Consider the following 19657-nt stretch of genomic DNA (forward strand, 5'->3'; position numbering starts at 1 on the left):
ACAAAAAACGACGATCACAAAAGATATTAAGACTCTCTTTACCATTATGACGGTAAGGATAGTTTTTGCTATTTTAAAAAATGGGGAAACTCATTAAAAATATCAAAAAGGTCCAGACAATATGATAAAATATTTAAATAAAAAAGCCTCCAGAAAGCTTTATTATTAACTGAATCAGCTAAAATAATTGACCCCTCCTGAAGGCTAAGCATCTCCTTTAGAGATACTAATTTCAAATATATAATAATCATTTTTTTAATTTTAGAAACAACTATTTTATGTTTTTAAGATAAATTTCGCTGTTCAAATTTATAAATAGCCTCTAATACAACTTTTATTTCATTCTCCCAGCCCCTGATTAAACCTTCGTTTTCTTTTTCATAAATAACATCATTTGTCACAAGATTACCCGAAACAGCTGAAATCATAGCTCCTCTTTTCTTTCTTTTATGACATACAGTATAAATAGCTGAACTTTCCATTTCAACATTTAAGATTCCTAAATCAGAAAGTTTTTTTATCCAGGTTTCATCTTCACCATAAAAAGCATCATCTGTTGCATTAATGCCATAATGATAACTATAACCTAATTCAGCTGCCATTTCAGCTGTGGTATCTAAAATAGTTCTTGTCAACTCAAAATCTGGCACAGCTGGCAGGACATCAGGTACATAAAATTTTGAAGTACCTTCATTTTTCATAGAACCAGTGGAAACAATAAGATCTCCAATTTTAGGTTCCGGTTGTAAAGCTGCTGTACTACCAATTCTAATTAAACACTCCGCCCCAATATTGATCAATTCTTCAGCTGCAATGGAAGCGGATGGACAGCCCATACCTGTTGAAGTAACAGATATCTCTACCCCTTTGTAAAACCCGGTAAAAGTTCTATGTTCTCGATGCTCGGCCTTTAATTCAGCATTATCCAAATATTTTGCTACTCTGTCTGCTCTGGCAGGATCTCCTGGTAATAAAACATACTTACCTATATCTCCTGGTTTAAGATGAATATGATACTGCTTTTTTCCTTCGGTTTTTTCCTTTTTGTTAGTTAAACTCATAATTATTACCTCCCATATTTATAATAATCCCGCTTTTTTCATTAAAATTTCAGCTTGTTTTTTAGAATTATCTAAAATATTCTCTTTACTTATTTTTAAGAAATTACCATCCTTCATAATAAACTTTCCATTTATAATTACATCCTTAACTTCATGTCCTGATGCTGAATATGCAATTGCAGAATAAATGTTTTCTAGATGGTTAAAATGAACAGGGTTTAAATTAACTGAATTAAGATCAATACTTATTAGATCAGCTTTTTTTCCAATTTCTAGTGAACCAATCTGATCCTCTAACCCAATAGCTTTTGCTCCATTTTTTGTTACAAATTCTACAGCTTCTTTTGCTTTAATAAAAGTTGCATCCTCATTAAATTGTTTCTGTAACAAAATACCGGTTTTTAAATCTCTTAACAAGTCCAGAGAATTATTGCTTTGAGCACCATCAGTTCCAATCGTAATTAATAATTCTTTTTCCACCATTTTTGGCATAGGCATGATACCTGAAACTAGCTTTAGATTACTAATAGGATTATAACTCACAGAAATATCTTTTTCCTTAAAGATTTGTAAATCATAATCATTTAAATGGATACAGTGTGCAGCAAGAACCTTATTATCCAGAATTCCTGTTTGTTTTAGAAATTGGGTTGGGCTAACACCATATTTATCATAAATTTGTCTGTTTTCATCAACTGTTTCAGAAATATGAATATGAACTAATATATCTTTTTCTCTAGCATATTTACCTATATCTTGCAGAAGCTTTTCATCGCAGCTATAAGGGGCATGTGGTCCAATAGCCGGATAAATATTGGTTTCCTCAGAACTATCCTGATATTTTTCGATAAAATCTTTTGCAGTCTGAAAAGTATCTTTAGTTTCGGCTGTATTACCACTAAAAACAGAAGGTGCTAAAACAGCTCTAATACCAGTATCTGCCACTGCTCTAGCAATATCGACAGCAAAATAGTATTGATCAACGAAAGTAGTAATCCCATTTGCAATATATTCAAGTGAGCACATGGCAGCTCCCCAGTAAGCAGTTTCTGCATTTAAATGTTTTTCCGCCGGCCAGATAACATTATTTAACCAGTCCATTAATTTTAGATCATCAGCCATACCCCTAAATAAGGGGGAAACGCTATGTGAATGAGTATTAATTAAACCAGGCATCAGTAATTTATTTTTTAAAGAATATATTTTTCCTTCTGCCTCAATTTCACTGCTTTTACCAATTTTACTAATGCGATCATTTTTTATAACAATTTTACCTGATTCTATCAGAGGATTTTTTTCATCCATTGTTAAAATTACTGCATTAGTTAAAGTATAAACATTATTCATTTATCTCACCAAGCGCTTCCGGTGCTCTCGTCTTTCTTCCGGCACCAACCAGTACTGCCAGAGTAAGTATGTACGGTAGTGACTGGATAAATTGATCAGGTATATTATAACCAATCATATTAAATCGAATTGCCTGAGCAAAAGAAAAAATTAAACTTGCAACAAATGAGCCTAATGGATTCCAACCTCCAAAGATATTAGCAGCTAGTGCCATATAACCTCTTCCCGCAGTCATATTCTGTACAAATAAGCTGTTTTGTACAAGAGAAAGAAAAGCGCCACCAAGCCCTGCTAACAGTCCACTTAACATAACACAAATGTATCTATACTTAGTCACATTAATACCAGAAATTCGTGCTGCTCTAGGATGATCTCCAATTGCACGTAAGTTAAGACCAAGATTAGTTTTAAAAAGAATATACCAGCTTAGAATGACAACTATTAACATGAAATATGTGAGTGGAGATTGATCAGTAAAAAGCCAGTCTATAATTGGTATTTCCTTTAAAATTGGAATAGAAATATCTGATAAGTTCTTTACCTCTCCTGACATCCCTTCTTTTCCCCAGATCACTTTAATCATTGTTGTGGTAAAACCCATAGCAAGAATATTTATTCCAACCCCAGTAACTACCTGATTAGCTTTATATTTTATTGTTAATACAGCATGAATACTCCCAACTATCAAACCAACAAAGCAGGCAAACATTACACCTAACCAGGGTGATCCTGTCAAAAAAGAACCATATACAGCCCCAAAGGCTCCTGTTAACATCATACCCTCAAGACCAATATTAATAATCCCACTACGTTCAGACAAAGTTCCACCAATAGCGGCAAGTGCGATTGGGACAGCCAATCTTAATGTTAGTGGTATAAGATCAAAATTAATAATATTAAATATTTCCATTATTGGCTCTCCCTCCTTTTAAGAATGGATCGAATTATCTCCGGTGCAGCCACAAATAAAATAACTAATCCCTGAATAACTATCACCAAATCATTTGATATTTCAGTCACTCTATCCATTTTCAAAGCACCAGTTTCAAGTGCTCCAAACAAAAGAGCAGTCAATATTACCCCCAGAGGATGATTTCTACCCAAAACTGCAACAGCGATACCAGTAAAACCGTAACCTGGTGAAAAACCATCAATAAATCTCTCATATACACCCAGCGACTGTGTTACTCCAGCTAAAGCAGCTAATCCTCCACTTATTGCCATAGCCAGTGATATATTTTTCTTAATATTAATCCCACCTGATTCAGCAGTAGTCGGATTTTCGCCTACAGCCCGGATTTCATAGCCAAAATCTGTTTTCCAGAGTAAAAAATATACTGCTAAAGCAGCAATTATTGCAACTATTAAACCAGCTGAAAGCTGTGTTTTGGGAATTAATTTAGGTAAATTTGCTGCATTAGGTATTATATCAGTTTGAGCAACCCAACCTTCTGCTTTAAAAGGATAATTAACTAAATATGAAGTTATATTGATGCCAATGTAATTCATCATTACAGTAACAACCACCTCATGAGTGCCAAACTGGGCTTTAAAAAAGCCAGGAATTCCACCCCAAATCATACCAGAAATAATACCTCCAAGTATTGCTACAGGAAGCAGGAGAAAAGCTGGCAAAAATGAAAACTTTAAAGCTGTTAGAACACTAAAAAAAGCGCCTAAATATAACTGTCCCTCAGCACCTATATTAAATAAACCACAGCGAAAGGCAACAGCTACTGCAAGTCCTGTAAATATTAAAGGAATTGTCTTACTTAAAGTGTTAGCTATATTACTTATTGAACCAAACGCACCATCCAACATTACTGTAAATGCCTGGAGAGGTGAACTCCCAATCAAAAAAATTAAAAGTGCACCAATAATTAGAGCCAATAAAATTGAAAATAAAGATATATATATATCTTTAACTGACTCTGATCTTGAAATACCTCCTATTATATCTTTAAGCTTCACTGTCTATCATCTCCCCGGCCATTAACATTCCAATTTCTTTGCGAGAAAAATCTTTTTTATCTTTCAAACCCATAAACTTGCCTTCGTATAAAACAGCTATTCTGTCACTTAATTTAATTACTTCATTGAGATCAGCCGAAATCAACAAAATTCCTTTATTATCTTCTCTTAATTCAAGCAGCAGATTATGAATATATTCAATAGCACCAATATCAAGTCCCCGAGTGGGTTGTGCAGCCAGAATAAATTCTGGTTGCTGACTTACCTCTCTCCCTAATACAACTTTTTGCTGATTACCACCAGAAAGATTTTTTATTAATTGCCCACTATCTGGTGTTTTAATATTATAATCAGAAATTATTTTTTGACTATGTTTTTTTAAATTATCCTTTTGAAGGATATGATTCTTACAGAAAGGTAATTTGTAATGATAACCTAGTAAAATATTTTCTTCAATTGTAAAGTTTTTAAAAATTGCTCGATTATGCCTGTCTGATGGAATATAGGCAATCTTCATTTTTTTTCGATCTTTAGTTCTCATCTCAGTAATTTCTTTATTATTTAAATAAATATGGCCTTTTTTAACTTTCCTTAATCCCATAATCATCTCTTCAAGTTCAAGTTGACCATTACCTTCAACTCCAGCAATACCAACTATCTCTCCCTGCTGTATACTTAAATCAATAGATTCATTTTTACCTAAAAGTAATTCTAAATTTTTGACCTTTAATATTTCATTCCCAGGTTTCTTTTCTTTTATCTCAACTTCAAATTCAACTTCTCTTCCTACCATCAGTTGAGCTAATTTATTAGTATTTGTATCCTCTTTTCTTATGGTTGAAACTTTTTTACCATTACGTAAAACAGTTATCCTATCAGCTATCTCCATAGTCTCATTCAGTTTATGTGTAATAAATATAACTGTTTTCCCCTGATCTCTTAACATATTCAAAATATTATATAACTCTTCAACCTCACCTGGTGTTAGAACAGCTGTTGGTTCATCAAAAATAATAATTTCAGCACCACGATATAAGGTTTTTAATATCTCTACTCTTTGTTTCATACCAACTGAAAGGTTTTCAATTTTTTCATCAATATTTATTGCAAAATCATATTTACCTGCTAATTTATTAATTCTTTTTCTATGTTCTTTTTTATTTAGAGAAAGCTCATTCCCCATACCTAAAATTATATTTTCCAGAACAGTCATTCTGTTGATCAACATAAAATGCTGATGAACCATTCCCAGTCCCTTTTTCAATGCCTGCTTTGGATTTTCTATAGCAATCTTTTCTCCTTTTAAAAAAATTTCTCCTTTTTCTGCTTTATATAAACCAAATAATACATTCATTAGAGTTGTTTTCCCAGCACCATTTTCGCCCAAAAGACTGTGAATTTCTCCTTTTTCAACATTAAAACTCACTTTATCATTTGCCTTAACTCCAGGAAACTGTTTTGTTATATTTTTCATTTCTATTGCAAGAGTCATATTTAGTCACTCCATTGAATTTTCCGGCAGCTTATATAAGCTGCCGGAGATTAGTATTTATTAATTCAAGAAACTATCTACAGCTTCAATTGTATCAGGTACTTCTATTTCGCCAGCTTTTATTTTTTCTTTTAAATCATCAACTTGATTAATGATTTCAGCTTCTACTTTTACTTCACTATTTTCTCTAGTATAGTCAATTCCTCCATCTTTAATACCAAGATTATGAACCCCCGCTTCAAAGTTATCATTAAGAACACTTTTAACCGAATCAAAAGTTGCTACATCAACTTTTTTCACCATACTGGCTATAATGTAATTAGGTTTAATATGATTTTGATTTGAATTTACTCCTATAGAAAGAAAATCTTCATTTTCTGCTGCCTGAAAAACTCCCAGACCTGAACCTCCTGCAGCATGATAAACAATATCAGCATCACGTCTATTCATAGCCATAGCAATTTCTTTCGCAGTAGTTGGATCACTCCAGCCACCTACATAGTCAACCAGTACTTCAACCTCTGGGTTTACATATTTAGCTCCTGCTTCATAACCAGCTACAAACTTTCTGATTAATGGTATATCCATACCACCTACAATTCCAATTACTTGATCATCATTAAGTTTTGGATTGCTACTTTGTTTTTCCATCAAACCAGCTAACGCTCCAACAAGGAATGAACCTTGATGCTCTTTTGATACATACGAAGCAACATTAGGCTTATCTACAACCATGTCAATAATGGCAAATTTCTGATCTGGATATTCAGTTGCAATTTTTTCTAAAGCAGAAGCCTGATCAAAACCTACTGTAACAATTAATCCATATTCTCCTGATTTAGCCAAATCACGTTGATAAGTTTCATAATCGGCAATTTCTTTTGGTTCCACATAATCAAAAGTAATTCCCAGTTCTTCTTGAGCTCTTTCCATTCCCTGATAAGTAAGATCATTAAAAGACTGATCTCCCAGTCCGCCTGTAGCAAGTATTAATCCAAACTTTTCCTCTGCTGCTCCTATGCTAACTGTTAATGAAAAAACAAAAAATAACACCAATACTGACAGAATAATTTTTTTAAATCTCACCTTTCATTCCTCCTTTAATTTTTGAAATTTCAATTTTTACTTACTCAAAATTAAATCACTCTTTACTAATCACCTCCAATAAATTATTTTCTATTAATATAAAAAGAAAAATATTCTGGTAAAAAATATTGTTTATAAAAAGCCAGCATTTCTCCAGTTGTTTTATAAAGATCTTCTTCAAATAAAACTAATGGTGTGTATTCTCTTATATTAAGTTTATTGGCAATAAAATCACCAGCTTCTGTCAGTAATATTTCAGACTGAGAATTAGCTACCTCACCATAAAATTCATTATCAAGATAATGGACAAGATTTCTATGATCTTCTATATCAATCTCTTCTTTATTTATATTTTTATAAGGAATAAAGGATATAAAGTATGAAACCTCTGTTTTTTCAATTCTATATACTCTTTTGACTACAAGGATAATTTCATTTGCCTTAATTTTCAACTCTGATTGAAGCATTTTATTTGGGGATTCAAAAAGAACTTCAATATCATTAGTTAATTTGATGTCTCCTTGGTTTGCAATATTCAAAATATTACCTTTGTGCTCTAAACCTGTTCCAAATATTTTTTTGTTATGAGAAACAAAATTCCCCTTTCCCTGGTAGTTGTATATAATCCCATCCTCCTGTAATATCAAAAGAGCCTGACGTAGTGTACCCCTGCTTACTCCAAATTTATTAGCTAGTGTATGCTCTCCCGGTAATTTTTGCCCACTTTTAAAGTAACCTTCTTTTATAAGATCAAATAATTTTTCATAGATTATTACATATAGAGGACGACTATCTTTGCTATTTTTTGAAATTTTATTAATTATCTGAATTTTATTCATAAATAACATCTCCTGTAATTTGTTCTACATATACTTAAACTTGTTTAACAAGTTATAATATTATTATTCTGGGTCCCTGGATTAATTCCTGCAATAATTTTTAAAATAATCTTAAAATTCAATTTAAAGCTGCTGTTAATTTTGTAAACTCCATATAGCATAGAAAAACTCAGATGAATTAATTAGATTTTTAAATAATTTAACTCATCTGAGGATATTCATCTCTAATTTAGACACTCATTTATTCGATTTTCCACAATTTTTAACTTCAGTTTAAAGTATATAAAACTTAACTAATAGAAATAATTATCTTAATTAGTTTCAAAGCACTAAACAGCTACAATTGTATTTCTTAATTCAGGTTTGACTCTTTTTTCTTTCTTTAAATATCTTTCCAGATTTTCTATGGCATTAATATCGAGGTTTTTCCGTTCTTTTCCATATTCTGATCTTACTCCCTGACTGGTAACAAAAGCAGCGTCATACATTCGATCAAATTTTACTTCTTCGCCCTGTACAAATAGTTTTTGAATTCTCTCTCCTGGAGGATTTTCAATTTTAAAATAGAGATTAATCCCAGCAGAACGTTTAACATATCCACCCATCTGCTTATAGGGATCAGCAGCAAATGTCCTTTCTAAATTTAGCTCCATCATCTCCCACAATTCTTTTCCACTTAATTTAACAGTTGAAACAGGAGGATTAACTGGAATAATGTTCCAGAGATCATTTCGCGTGATGGGACCGGGTAATATAGGTGCTCCATATCTCCAGCCGTTAGAAAAAGCCATATCTGCTCCTGTTAAATCAAGTAGTGAATCCAGCAAAAAATTATCCATCGTTGATTCTAAAACTAAATTACGATTGAGAGGAATATCAGTATAACCTAAAACTTCTTCCAGTTTATCTCTATGAGGTGCCATTACCTTTTCAATTTCACTCTTTACTTCTTCATCTTCTTCTATACTTTCCTCAACAGTAAGAAGCTGATGCTTAAAATCTACCACCTTTTTATTTTCTACTTCCAGATCAAGCCTGCCCACAAATGAACCGTGACATCCTGACTGAATAATAATTGTGTCATTAAAAACAGCTGGTTTATGGACTCTATTATGTGTATGTCCACTTAATAGTATATCTATTCCATCTACCTCTTCTGCCAGTTTGATCTCCTGAGGAAAACCAAGATGTGATAAAACTACTATCAGATCAACATCTTTTTCTTTTAATTCCTCAATATAATTTGGAAGTTCTTCATTACCAAGAGTTAAATATATCCCTTCACTAAACCCGTCTGGCATTACTTTATCAACAATAGTGGCCGCAACCCCAATAACTCCTACCTTCAGGTTCCCATATTCCTGGATTAAGTAGGGATCAAATAATAACTCATCACTTTTCTCATCATAGATATTGATCGCCAGCATGGGATAGTTAAGCTCTTCTGTAATTTCCATAAAATTTTCAGGCCCATAACCAAATTCCCAGTGAGCAGTCATCGCTTCAAATCCCATTTTATTTAAAATAGGGATCATCGATTTACCCTTGGATTTTACAGCCTGATAGGTCCCGTGTATAGTATCACCATTATCAAGTGCCATTACCTTCCCATTTTCTTCAGACGTAATTTTTTTGATCAGGGTCCTGATTCGAGCATAACCGCCAGCTTTTCGATATTCTGCCTGCTCACCATTCCAAAATAATTCTGGATGATTTTCTAAATAAGAGTGTGTGTCATTGACCTGCAGTAGAGTTAAATTTTGAGACATTGAAATTACCTCCAATTATTTGTTTGTTTTAAAACAATTTGTTTTACTGAAGTGGAATTCATTCTCTAGACCGTAAAAAGCAAAACCAGAGCATTTATTGTAAGCATTATTAAAACAAACCAGCTAAAAATCTTTTCAGGAATATGATTATAGATTTTAATTCCCAACCAGGCGCCTAAAAATAGAGCCGGCATTACTACTAGAGCTTCTAAAAACAGCGGCAGAGTAAATGAACCAGCTACCAATACACCCAGCAAACGATAGAGCATTAAAGTTCCAAAAAAAGCTGTGAAAATTGCTTTCATGTGTTTGCTTTTCCAAAAACCTGTTACCACCATAAAAGTTCCATAAATAATCATCGGAGGACCTGGTATGGCAACTGCTCCCCCAAATATACCTGCGATAAATCCTGCAGTTACTGCACTTTTCCAGCCGGGATTGAGATCCTGCTCTTTTAACCAATCTCGAAAAATATCAAGTCTTTTAAAAAGAGTAATTAAAATTACAGCTAATAATAAAGTTATTCCTATTGCAATTCTAAATTGTGACTTGCTAAAAGCACTAAAAACATAAATACCTATCGGCATTCCAAAAGCCAGACCAATTACAGGAAAAAGCCAATCTTTGACCACAAAATTATCACGCACACTCCACCAAACTCGTAGATTACTGACAACAGCAATTAAACTGAAAATAATTGAAGCAGAAGTTGGAGTTCTAAATAACGGCATCAGACCCATGGATACCTGTGCCACTCCAAAACCAGCTATTCCGTGAACTAAAGTACCCAGTGTAATAACCAGAAAAGTTAATGAGGTTTCAACTAGATTAAAAATAAAAACCACCACCATTTATTTTTCTTTCGTCTTTCATAATTTAAAAATCATCAACTTTCAGAAATCAACTTCATCTGTTTCAATATATATTTAAACATCTTAATGTGCATTATAGATAATAAAAATTACAATTTATGTTAAACATTTTACTAATAAAATTTCAATAAATCTTTCTCAAGAAAACTTCATTTAACTAAAAAGTTAAATCTATTTGAAATAAGTTTATAAATTTCCTAACTAATAATATTAATTCAAAACAAAGTATAAAAAGCCCAGTTATCAACTGGACTTTTTAAATATATATCTTATATTTCATTAGTTGTTTGTATCTGTTACACTGCCTGGCTTTCGACTCTACTCTAAATCTTTCTTACGAGTTATAAACTCTTCTCTTGAAATATTTCCTAAAGCATACTCATGCTTTAAGATACTTAAAGCTTCTTGACTACCATGGTTTTTCTGTGATCTTATAAAGAAAACAACTCCTGTTATAATAAGTCCCCAGAATAATAAAGGCATTATCCACCAATAGCCACCTAACAAATTAGAACCATATCCATTCAAACCATAACAATATCCCATTTTTTAACACACCTTTCTATAAAGTGATTTATTTTTGATGTTCTTTAACACTAATAACTGCAGCTAAATCTCCATGCCAACTATGATACCAAACCTGACCTGTATAAGAATTAACACTCAACATACTAAATATCTTTTTTAATATTTGCCAATTCTTCCTGTAATTTTACTGCTTCATAATCAAGCATTTTTGTATCGATTTCTTTAATTGTTTTGTCAATTTCATCAATTTGTTTTTCTAATTCTTTTTCTCTTTTTTTCAATACCTGTATATTTTCTTCAATGTCAAGCTTATTATCTATATATTTCCTGGCAGTTTCCTCACTAGAAGATACCATTGATTCAGCCATTTCTTCTGACTTTTCTTTTTCCTGGAGTAGTTCGTTTAAGCGGTCCTGAATCTTTGATCTAATACTATCAACTTTTTCTTTGCTTTTTTCTAATTCTTTAATCTTTTCCTTATATTTATTAATACTCTTGTCTTTGTTATTAGATTCATCTTCTTTTACTTCATTATCATATGAACTGTTTTCTCTACTATCAAAACTCGATTCTTTAATATCCATCAATTGTTCAAAAGAAAGATCTCCATTATATGCTCTATCTTTTAATGAATAATATCTATCTTTATCAATCCTACCTTCGGCATATAATCTTTTTATTAGAGAAATCTTTTCTTGAGTGTCGTCCTGTCGTTGATCATTATATCCTCTATTTGGTCTGTAATTTCGATTGCCATAGGCACGAAAAAGATCATTGAAACCTCCTCCACATCCCATTATTATGCATCTCCAATCTTTTTAGATCTTAGATTAGCAAGTTCATCTTCAATTTTTGAATTACGCTGAATTTGATTAAGAGATTTTTCAATATCATCCTCTGAATTAAGGTCATTTATTAACTCACCATCAGCAGTTAACTCATCTAGAGCTGCAAGCTTGGCTTCCTTCTTCTTTATCTTGTTTTCTGCTCTTTGAATCTGTCCATTTAAATCAGTAATGTCACTACTAGCTCCAGTAATAATTTCTTTTACTTCCAGCTGGGCATCTGCAGATTTATTTATAAAAGTTAACTCTTCCTTTTTCATTTCTAGCTTTTTAATTTGTTCAGCCAATGTTTTTTTGTTAGATTTAATAACCTCAATCTTATCTTTAATTTTCTCTATTTCAGTTTTCAAAATAGCTGCTCTTTCATTTAACTCAGCCTTTTTTTCTAGAGCAGCACGGGCCAGATCTTCTTTTTCAATATCCATAGCAGTCTGTGCCTGCTGGTGAGCCAGTTCTGCTTTATCTTTAAAATCATCTAAATCTTTTTCCAGTCCCTTTTTGATTGTAGTTAGCTCCAATAGTGACTTTTGTACCTGCTGTAAATGTTCTTTCATCTCCTGTAGAGATATATCAAGTAATTCTTCTGGATCCTCAACTTCATCCACAAATTTACTCATCTTTGCCTCAAATATTTTCTTCATTCTTTTAAATATTTTCATTTAGTAGCTCCTTTCTTAAATATCTTATACCCTTACCGGGTAATTATATGATAACTGCTAAATGTGAACAAATTATGAATTTCACCTTTTAATTATAAATATTATAAAAAAAGTAAGTTGATATCTACCATTTAGAAAATTATTTATTATCAAACTCGGTCCATCTCTTTAATCAATATCTAACTTAATTGAATTGGCAGCTGGATCTTCCGTAAATATATCATTATCTTCTTCTCTAACCTGGTATCCTAATTGTTTTAAATTCTCAATACTTTCACTTCGGGATTCCTGATCAGGAAATTTTATTGTATAATATTCCATTCCAGCAGCATTTTCTGGTAAAGGAGCAGCTCCGACACCATTCCAAGTGTTTAAGCCAATATGGTGATGATATCCTCCTGTTGATAAGAAAAGAGCAGATCCCCCAAGCTTCTGTATGATATTAAAACCTAAACCCTGAACATAGAACTTTTCTGATTTTTCTAAATCACTAACATGAAGATGTATATGGCCTATTTTAGCTTTTTCAGGCATACCATTCCATTTTTTATCACCAGTTTCACTCAATAACTCCTTGTAGTCTAAAGGATCAGTTATCATTTCTATCTGTCCGTTACTTTGGGGCCATTCACTACTTTTATAATCGGAATAAATTTCAATCCCATTACCGTCTGGATCCTTGATATAGATTGCTTCACTTACACCATGGTCGGCTCCACCAGTTATATCATAATTTTTTTCTCTCAAATTTTTCAGAAATGTTCCCAGCTGATATCTTTTTGGCATTAACATTGCATAATGATATAAGCCAGTTCTATTCGGGATTTTTTCAATTATATCTTCAGAATAAACTAAAGTTACAATAGGAGTTGAATTATTAACTGATAACCTAACTTTATTTTTCTTTTCCTCTAAAATTTTAAAACCCATAATCTCCGTATAAAATTCTAATGATTCTTCTAAGTCCCTAACTCTAAGTGAAATTTGATCTACATATTTATTGGGTTTATCATGAAAGTTTTTCATTTTATTATCTCCTCTCTCCTATTTTTTGAATCTTTGCGCTAAATTTATCTAAAGGCATTTTTAGCATCAATCTAAATACCCATTAACAAACTCCGTACTGATAGCGATTAACGCAGCCCAGAATAAAAGATAAAAAGGGAATAATCCGATACTCATATAATCAGCAATTAAACCAAAAAGAGGCGGCATAAAAGTTGTACCAATATAGGCCGCTGCCATCTGAACTCCCATAACAGATTGAGATACCCTGTCACCAAAAATCTGAGGAGTTCTGTGCAGCATACTTGGAAAAATAGGTGCACAGCCAAAACCAACCAGCATGATACCGACTGGTACTTTCCAGACTGAAACTGGTAATAATAAAACTAAGATACCAATAAATTGACTTAAAATACCGAGCCTGACCAGATTTTTATTAGAAATTTTGATAGCAAAAAAACCGGATAAAAATCTTCCGAGAGTAATTCCTAAAAAATAGATAGAAGTCCAGCGAGCTGCGGTTTCCGATAATACCCCATATTTTTCTACAGCATAAGTTCCCACCCATAATCCAGCTGTCCATTCAATCGCACAATAACTAAAAAAGGCTATTAAGACTCTCTTTACATTGGGGAGCTTAATGATTTCTTTTAAAGATAAAGAAACTCTTTCTTTTTTGCCATTCTTTTCAATTTCAGAATCAGCCTGCTTCCAGAGTGGTAAAGAGATAATTAAAACTATAACTAAAATAGTCTGCAGACCTCCGATTGTCAGATAACCAAAATTCCAGTTATTATTTTGGGCCAGCCAGAAAGACATAATCATTGGACCAATAAAAGTTCCCACACCCCAGAAAGAATGGAGCCAGTTCATATGTTTTGCCTCATAATGAAGGGCCACAAAATTATTTAAGGCTGCATCAATAGAACCCGCTCCCAAGCCTAAAGGAATGGCAAGCAGAACTAAAAAGATAAAATTGTGGCTTAAACCAAAACCTAAAAGGGCTGCAGCTGTTAGGGCTACACTCACAGTTGTTACTCTGGCAGTACCAAACTTTTTTATCATTCTGGCACTTAATAAACTGGAAATCACAGTACCACCAGCAATTATCATCTGAATTATCCCGGCATATGATATTGGAACAGCCAATTCTTTATAAATTACCGGCCAGGCTGAACCTAAAAGTGAATCCGGTAAACCAAGGCTGATAAAAGCTATGTAAATTATTATTAACAATTTGAACATTAAAATCCCACCTTTTTAGATCGCTATTTTTTTAATTTAGCTGCCTTTGAAACTTTCTTCAAATGAATATCTTTTTTCATACAGAATAACCTAATTAATAAGGTTACTACAAAGGCTGTATAAAGAGCTGCTCCGGTTCCAAAAACTTGATAAGTTATAACAAAAAAGACGGCACCAATGACAGAAGCTACAGCATAAATTTCTTTATGAAATACATAGGGAATTTCATTAGCAAATAAATCCCGCAGTGTACCTCCACCTGTTCCAGTCATTACGGCCAGAACTATAATAATAAAAGGCTGAGTGTAGCCATTATTAACTGCTACCTCTGAACCAATTGCCGTAAATGCAGCCAGGCCAACAGCATCAAATATATTTAGAATTTGATTAAAGCGAATTATCTTTTTATAAAATACAATAACTAAAAAAGCCGAGAAAATACTGATTATGAGATAAATTGGATTGGCAAGTGAAACAGGTAATTCTTTATTAATTAAAATATCTCTAATAGTACCTCCGGCAACTGCAGTAGTTATTCCAAAAACAGCAATTCCATAATAATCCATCTCTTTTTCTATAGCACGCAGAGCTCCAGACATTGCAAAAGCTATAGTGCCTATTATGTCCACAACTGAAATAAAAACCATTTTAGACCTCCCAAAATAATTATAATTTATAAATATAGTAATATATAAATACTCTTAGTTCAAGTAAATAGTAACACCCTGATTTATAAAATCAATAAAAAGTTTAAATTTTATATAAAAATTAGAAATAAATATAATATAATTTACTAAAGCTCAGAAATCTCCTTATTACAGGAGATTTCTGAGCTCAATATAATATAAAAGTATTTTTTTAACTTTGTATTAAAGCTATTTTAATTCCATTGATTTCATCTGTAAATCCCTATCCCTGACAGTGATAGCCTCCATCCACATGGAGAATCTCTCCAGTTACCATACTGGATAAATCACTGAGCAGATAAAGAGCGCTAGCTGCAACTTCTTCCTGTTCAACCAATCTACCCATAGGAGCTTTCTCTTTAAAGTTTTTCATCAAGCCCCTAAAATCTGAAATACCGCTAGCAGCTCTGGTTAGAATTGGTCCTGGAGAAAGAGCATTAACCCTAATATTATCACGCCCTAGATCTGCTGCCAGGTACTTAACTGAAGACTCCAGTGCAGCTTTGGCAACTCCCATTACATTATAATTGGGAACCACCTTTTCTCCTCCATAATAGGTCAAAGTAACTGCTGAGCCTCCTTTTTCTTTCATAAACGGATATGCCAGTTGAAGAGCCTTAACATAAGAATAAACGCTTATTTCCATACTGCGCAGAAAACTGCTACGGTCCGTATCCATATATTTGCCTTTTAGATCCTCTTTACGGGGGCCACCAGCAATTGCATGGACAATAAAATCAAATTGTCCATCAAATTCTTCCCCAATTTTTTTAAAAACTTCCTCAAATTGCTGATCATCCGTAATATCTAAGATATAATAGCTTTTGGCTCCAATCTCTTTAAATAAAGGAATCACCTTATCTCCAATTTTTTCATTTTGATAGGTAAAAGTAAGTTCTGCCCCTTCTGCTTTTAATCTCTCTGCAGTCTCCCAGGCAATTGATTTTCTATTTGCTACCCCCATAATTATTCCCTTTTTCCCTGACATTAATCCAGCCATCATAATTACCTCCCAAAATTATAATTTAATGATCAATTTCAATAACAATTTTTCCTCTGGCATGGTGGGTCTCACTCAATTCATGAGCGTCCTTTAAACCCTCTGCTGTAAACGGAAATACTGTTCCTACAACAGGTTTTACTTTCTCCTTTTCCATCATTTCTGCGAGCGCCGAAAGTTCTTCGCCATCCGGTATTAACCAGTGAAACTTAGCTTTGACTCCAAGTTTTTCTGCTTTTTCTTGATCAGGATCTTTAACGATCGAGACCAACCTCCCACCTTTTTTAAGAACATCAAAGCTTTTCTCCTGTACTTCTCCTCCCAGAGTATCAACAACTAGATCATAATCTTCCAGTTTTTGATCAAAATCATCTTTTGTATAATCAATTACTTCATCTGCTCCCAGAGATTCTAAAAACTCTATATTTTTTGTACTTGCGGTAGTGGCAACATAAGCTCCCAAATTTTTAGCAATTTGAATGGCAAAACTTCCAACCCCGCCAGCACCAGCATGAATCAATACTTTCTCATTCGATTCTAGTTTACCAACATCCTGAAGACACTGATAAGCAGTTAGCCCGGCAAGAGGAACTGAAGCCGCCTCTTTAAAACTAATATTTTCCGGTATTTCAGCAAGCAGTTCTGCTTTTGCTGTGGTATATTCAGCATAAGTACCCCGATTTGTAAGCTCCGGTCTGACAAATACTCGATCACCTTTTTCAAAATTTTCTACTTCTTCTCCAAGTTCTTTTACTATTCCGGCTGCATCCCAACCTAAAACAATGGGAAATTCGAAGGGATATTTTTCTTTAAGATATCCATATCTTAACTTCCAGTCAATTGGATTAACAGCTGCAGCCTTAATTTTAATTAAAATTTCATCAGACTCTGGTTCTGGTTTAACAATTTCTTTTTCTTTTAATTTTTCTTTATCACCATACTGATCAATAACTATTGCCTTCATTAATTAACACCTCTTTTATAATTTTAATTTAAAAGATTACTATTTATATTAATTGTTTCAAAAACTTGATTTTTTATCAGTATTGACTTTAACAATCAAAATTCATCTCTCAATTACTATGTAAAATCAATGTTAAATAATTGAAAACAGCTTGACTATCTAAAAAAATATAAATATAATTTAAATATGATTAAAATCGAATATTCGAATATAGGAGGTCCTAAAGTGGATATTATTGAAGTCTTAAAGGCCCTGGCCCATGAAAACAGAATCCGAATATTAAACCTTTTAGCAAAAAGCGAACTCTGTGTCTGTGAGTTAGAAAATATAATGCAGGTCAACCAGTCAAATGCTTCCAGGCACCTGTCCAAATTAAAACAGGTTAATTTAATTGAAGGCAGAAAAAAAGCTCAATGGATATATTACAATCTTAACGAAAAAATTATAACTGAACACCAGTTTCTCAAACTTTTAATTGAAAATGAGCTTAATGACTTTGCTGATGCCCGTGAAGATTTAAAAAGATTGGAAAAATATAATAACAGCTCTTTAAGCTGTGAGACACTCCCTGAAAGTAATCTTTTTTAGAGAAGTAATTTTAAGAATTAATTTTTAACAAAATAAATTATTATAAGGAGAGAAATTAAATGAAGTATAAAGTTGGATTTATTTGTGTTGGTAATTCCTGCCGCAGTCAGATGGCAGAAGGTTTTGCAAGAGAATATGCTGGTGATATTTTAGAAGTATATAGTGCAGGTACTGATCCATCTCCTGAAGTTAAGCCTAATGCTGTTAAAGCAATGGATGAAGTGGGAATTGATATCAGTGATCATTATCCTAAGTTACTAGAAGAGATTCCATCCGAACTTGATATTTTAATAACCATGGGATGTGGTGTTGAATGCCCTTATATCCCTTGTGAATTTAGAGAAGACTGGGGCTTAGATGATCCTGACGGTCATCCAATGGAAGTATTTAGAGAGACCAGAGAAATTATTGACCAGAAAGTTAAAGAACTAATTGAAAAAGTAAAAAATGATGAAATTTAAATAAATAAAAGCAGCAGTTTGAGCTGAATCAATTCGTTGGACTGCTGATTTTTTTAACACACTATATGATTAAAATCGAATTTATTAATATAAAGTGAGGTATCAAAATGAAAGATAATCTAGAAAGCACAAATTTTAAAAAAGCTATTGAAAAAAATAATAATGATAATTCTTTAAGTGTTTTTGAAAAATATTTGAGTATCTGGGTGGGACTCTGCATTATTATCGGAGTTGCTGTAGGTAGATTTTGGCCGGCTTTTCCAAATACTTTAAGCAAATTCGAATATGCTCAGGTTTCAATTCCAGTTGCGGTTTTAATCTGGTTTATGATTTATCCAATGATGGTCCAAATTGATTTTAGCTCAATATTTGAAGCAGGTAAAAAGCCAAAAGGGTTAACTGTAACCTTAGTCAGTAACTGGCTGATTAAGCCTTTTACAATGTACTTTTTTGCCTGGCTTTTTCTGCAGGTAATCTTTAAAGATCTGATCCCTGCTGGTCTGGCCCAGGAATATGTTGCAGGTGCTATACTTTTGGGAGCAGCACCCTGTACAGCTATGGTTTTTGTCTGGAGTTATTTAACTGATGGAGACCCAGCTTATACCTTAATTCAGGTTTCAATTAATGACCTGGTGCTTGTTTTTGCCTATGCTCCACTTGTTATGTTTCTTTTAGGATTAAATGAATTAACTGTCCCCTGGAATACAATTTTATTATCAGTAGTTCTCTATATTGTTGTTCCATTAGCGGCAGGATATTTATCGCGTAAATATTTAATTCAGCATCAAGGTAAAAAGTGGTTTGAAGGAATCTTTCTAAATAGTTTAAGCGAACTAACAGTAGTCGGATTACTTTTAACTCTAATTATACTTTTCTCTTTTCAGGGAGATGTAATCTTAAATAATCCCTTTCATATTTTTTTAATTGCCATACCTCTGACCATCCAGACCTTCTTTATTTTTGCAATAGCTTATAGTTGGTCTAAACTCTGGAATATCAATCACTCTGTAGCTGCACCAGCAGGAATGATCGGAGCCAGCAATTTTTTTGAACTAGCTGTAGCAACAGCAATCTCTGTTTTTGGACTTCAGTCCGGAGCAGCTCTGGCCACAGTTGTTGGGGTTTTGGTTGAAGTACCGGTAATGCTGGCCCTGGTAAAAATAGCAAATAAAACTAAAAAATATTTTTAAGATTTTTAGTTAAAACTATAATTATTAAAGTCACCTGTAATTTTTTCAT

20 protein-coding genes are annotated in these 19657 nt (G+C 33.0%); 3 read left to right on the forward strand and 17 right to left on the reverse strand.

The window, feature by feature from the left end; translation table 11 throughout:
• Positions 1-284: 284 nt before the first annotated feature.
• The 17 genes from DFR80_RS12610 to DFR80_RS12690 form a co-directional block, all read right to left on the reverse strand.
• Positions 285-1061: a nucleoside phosphorylase gene (locus DFR80_RS12610; RefSeq protein WP_114490147.1), complete on the reverse strand. Its 777-nt coding sequence runs from the start codon at positions 1059-1061 to the stop codon at positions 285-287.
• An 18-nt stretch (positions 1062-1079) separates the two neighbouring features.
• Positions 1080-2408, reverse strand: a complete 1329-nt coding sequence (locus DFR80_RS12615; RefSeq protein ID WP_114490148.1) for an amidohydrolase — start codon at positions 2406-2408, stop codon at positions 1080-1082.
• Positions 2401-3318: an ABC transporter permease gene (locus DFR80_RS12620; protein WP_114490149.1), complete on the reverse strand. Its 918-nt coding sequence runs from the start codon at positions 3316-3318 to the stop codon at positions 2401-2403. The genes DFR80_RS12615 and DFR80_RS12620 overlap by 8 nt, the downstream gene beginning before the upstream one ends.
• Positions 3318-4379 carry an ABC transporter permease gene (locus DFR80_RS12625; protein ID WP_199505820.1) on the reverse strand — a complete coding sequence of 354 codons (1062 nt, stop codon included), beginning with the start codon at positions 4377-4379 and terminating at the stop codon, positions 3318-3320. Before DFR80_RS12625 ends, DFR80_RS12620 begins: the two co-directional genes overlap by 1 nt.
• Positions 4369-5871: an ABC transporter ATP-binding protein gene (locus DFR80_RS12630; protein ID WP_114490150.1), complete on the reverse strand. Its 1503-nt coding sequence runs from the start codon at positions 5869-5871 to the stop codon at positions 4369-4371. Before DFR80_RS12630 ends, DFR80_RS12625 begins: the two co-directional genes overlap by 11 nt.
• A gap of 60 nt (positions 5872-5931) precedes the next feature.
• The gene (locus DFR80_RS12635) at positions 5932-6957 is read right to left on the reverse strand and encodes a BMP family protein (protein ID WP_114490151.1); all 1026 of its coding nucleotides are present in this window, start codon (positions 6955-6957) and stop codon (positions 5932-5934) included.
• A gap of 83 nt (positions 6958-7040) precedes the next feature.
• Positions 7041-7796, reverse strand: coding sequence for a GntR family transcriptional regulator (locus DFR80_RS12640; protein ID WP_158537720.1), 756 nt, complete (start codon positions 7794-7796; stop codon positions 7041-7043).
• Positions 7797-8125: 329 nt separating this feature from the next.
• Positions 8126-9565: a bifunctional UDP-sugar hydrolase/5'-nucleotidase gene (locus DFR80_RS12645; protein WP_114490153.1), complete on the reverse strand. Its 1440-nt coding sequence runs from the start codon at positions 9563-9565 to the stop codon at positions 8126-8128.
• A gap of 65 nt (positions 9566-9630) precedes the next feature.
• Positions 9631-10416, reverse strand: coding sequence for a sulfite exporter TauE/SafE family protein (locus tag DFR80_RS12650; protein ID WP_233493864.1), 786 nt, complete (start codon positions 10414-10416; stop codon positions 9631-9633).
• A 339-nt stretch (positions 10417-10755) separates the two neighbouring features.
• Complete coding sequence (locus DFR80_RS12655; RefSeq protein WP_114490154.1) at positions 10756-10983, reverse strand: SHOCT domain-containing protein; 228 nt, start codon at positions 10981-10983, stop codon at positions 10756-10758.
• A 125-nt stretch (positions 10984-11108) separates the two neighbouring features.
• Positions 11109-11762: a hypothetical protein gene (locus tag DFR80_RS12660; RefSeq protein WP_114490155.1), complete on the reverse strand. Its 654-nt coding sequence runs from the start codon at positions 11760-11762 to the stop codon at positions 11109-11111.
• Between the two features lie 2 nt (positions 11763-11764).
• Complete coding sequence (locus DFR80_RS12665) at positions 11765-12469, reverse strand: PspA/IM30 family protein (protein ID WP_114490156.1); 705 nt, start codon at positions 12467-12469, stop codon at positions 11765-11767.
• Positions 12470-12637: 168 nt separating this feature from the next.
• Positions 12638-13495, reverse strand: coding sequence for a VOC family protein (locus tag DFR80_RS12670; protein WP_114490157.1), 858 nt, complete (start codon positions 13493-13495; stop codon positions 12638-12640).
• Between the two features lie 66 nt (positions 13496-13561).
• The gene (locus DFR80_RS12675) at positions 13562-14719 is read right to left on the reverse strand and encodes a sugar MFS transporter (protein WP_114490158.1); all 1158 of its coding nucleotides are present in this window, start codon (positions 14717-14719) and stop codon (positions 13562-13564) included.
• Positions 14720-14742: 23 nt separating this feature from the next.
• Positions 14743-15366: a trimeric intracellular cation channel family protein gene (locus tag DFR80_RS12680; RefSeq protein WP_114490159.1), complete on the reverse strand. Its 624-nt coding sequence runs from the start codon at positions 15364-15366 to the stop codon at positions 14743-14745.
• A 262-nt stretch (positions 15367-15628) separates the two neighbouring features.
• Entirely contained in the window at positions 15629-16408 is a 780-nt protein-coding gene (locus tag DFR80_RS12685) for an enoyl-ACP reductase (protein ID WP_233493867.1), read from the reverse strand.
• Positions 16409-16430: 22 nt separating this feature from the next.
• Positions 16431-17369 (reverse strand): NADP-dependent oxidoreductase, encoded by a 939-nt coding sequence (locus tag DFR80_RS12690; protein ID WP_114490161.1) that lies wholly within the window; start codon positions 17367-17369, stop codon positions 16431-16433.
• Between the two features lie 225 nt (positions 17370-17594).
• Here DFR80_RS12690 and DFR80_RS12695 point away from each other — a divergent pair, with 225 nt between their 5' ends.
• From DFR80_RS12695 to arsB, 3 genes are all read left to right on the forward strand, one after another.
• Positions 17595-17957 (forward strand): metalloregulator ArsR/SmtB family transcription factor, encoded by a 363-nt coding sequence (locus DFR80_RS12695; protein WP_114490162.1) that lies wholly within the window; start codon positions 17595-17597, stop codon positions 17955-17957.
• A gap of 59 nt (positions 17958-18016) precedes the next feature.
• Positions 18017-18418: an arsenate reductase ArsC gene (locus DFR80_RS12700; RefSeq protein WP_114490163.1), complete on the forward strand. Its 402-nt coding sequence runs from the start codon at positions 18017-18019 to the stop codon at positions 18416-18418.
• Between the two features lie 107 nt (positions 18419-18525).
• Positions 18526-19608 carry an ACR3 family arsenite efflux transporter gene (gene arsB / locus DFR80_RS12705; RefSeq protein ID WP_114490164.1) on the forward strand — a complete coding sequence of 361 codons (1083 nt, stop codon included), beginning with the start codon at positions 18526-18528 and terminating at the stop codon, positions 19606-19608.
• Positions 19609-19657 lie beyond the last annotated feature (49 nt).

Origin of the sequence: Halanaerobium sp. ST460_2HS_T2, from assembly GCF_003337665.1 — a bacterium.
Taxonomy (GTDB): domain Bacteria; phylum Bacillota; class Halanaerobiia; order Halanaerobiales; family Halanaerobiaceae; genus Halanaerobium; species Halanaerobium kushneri.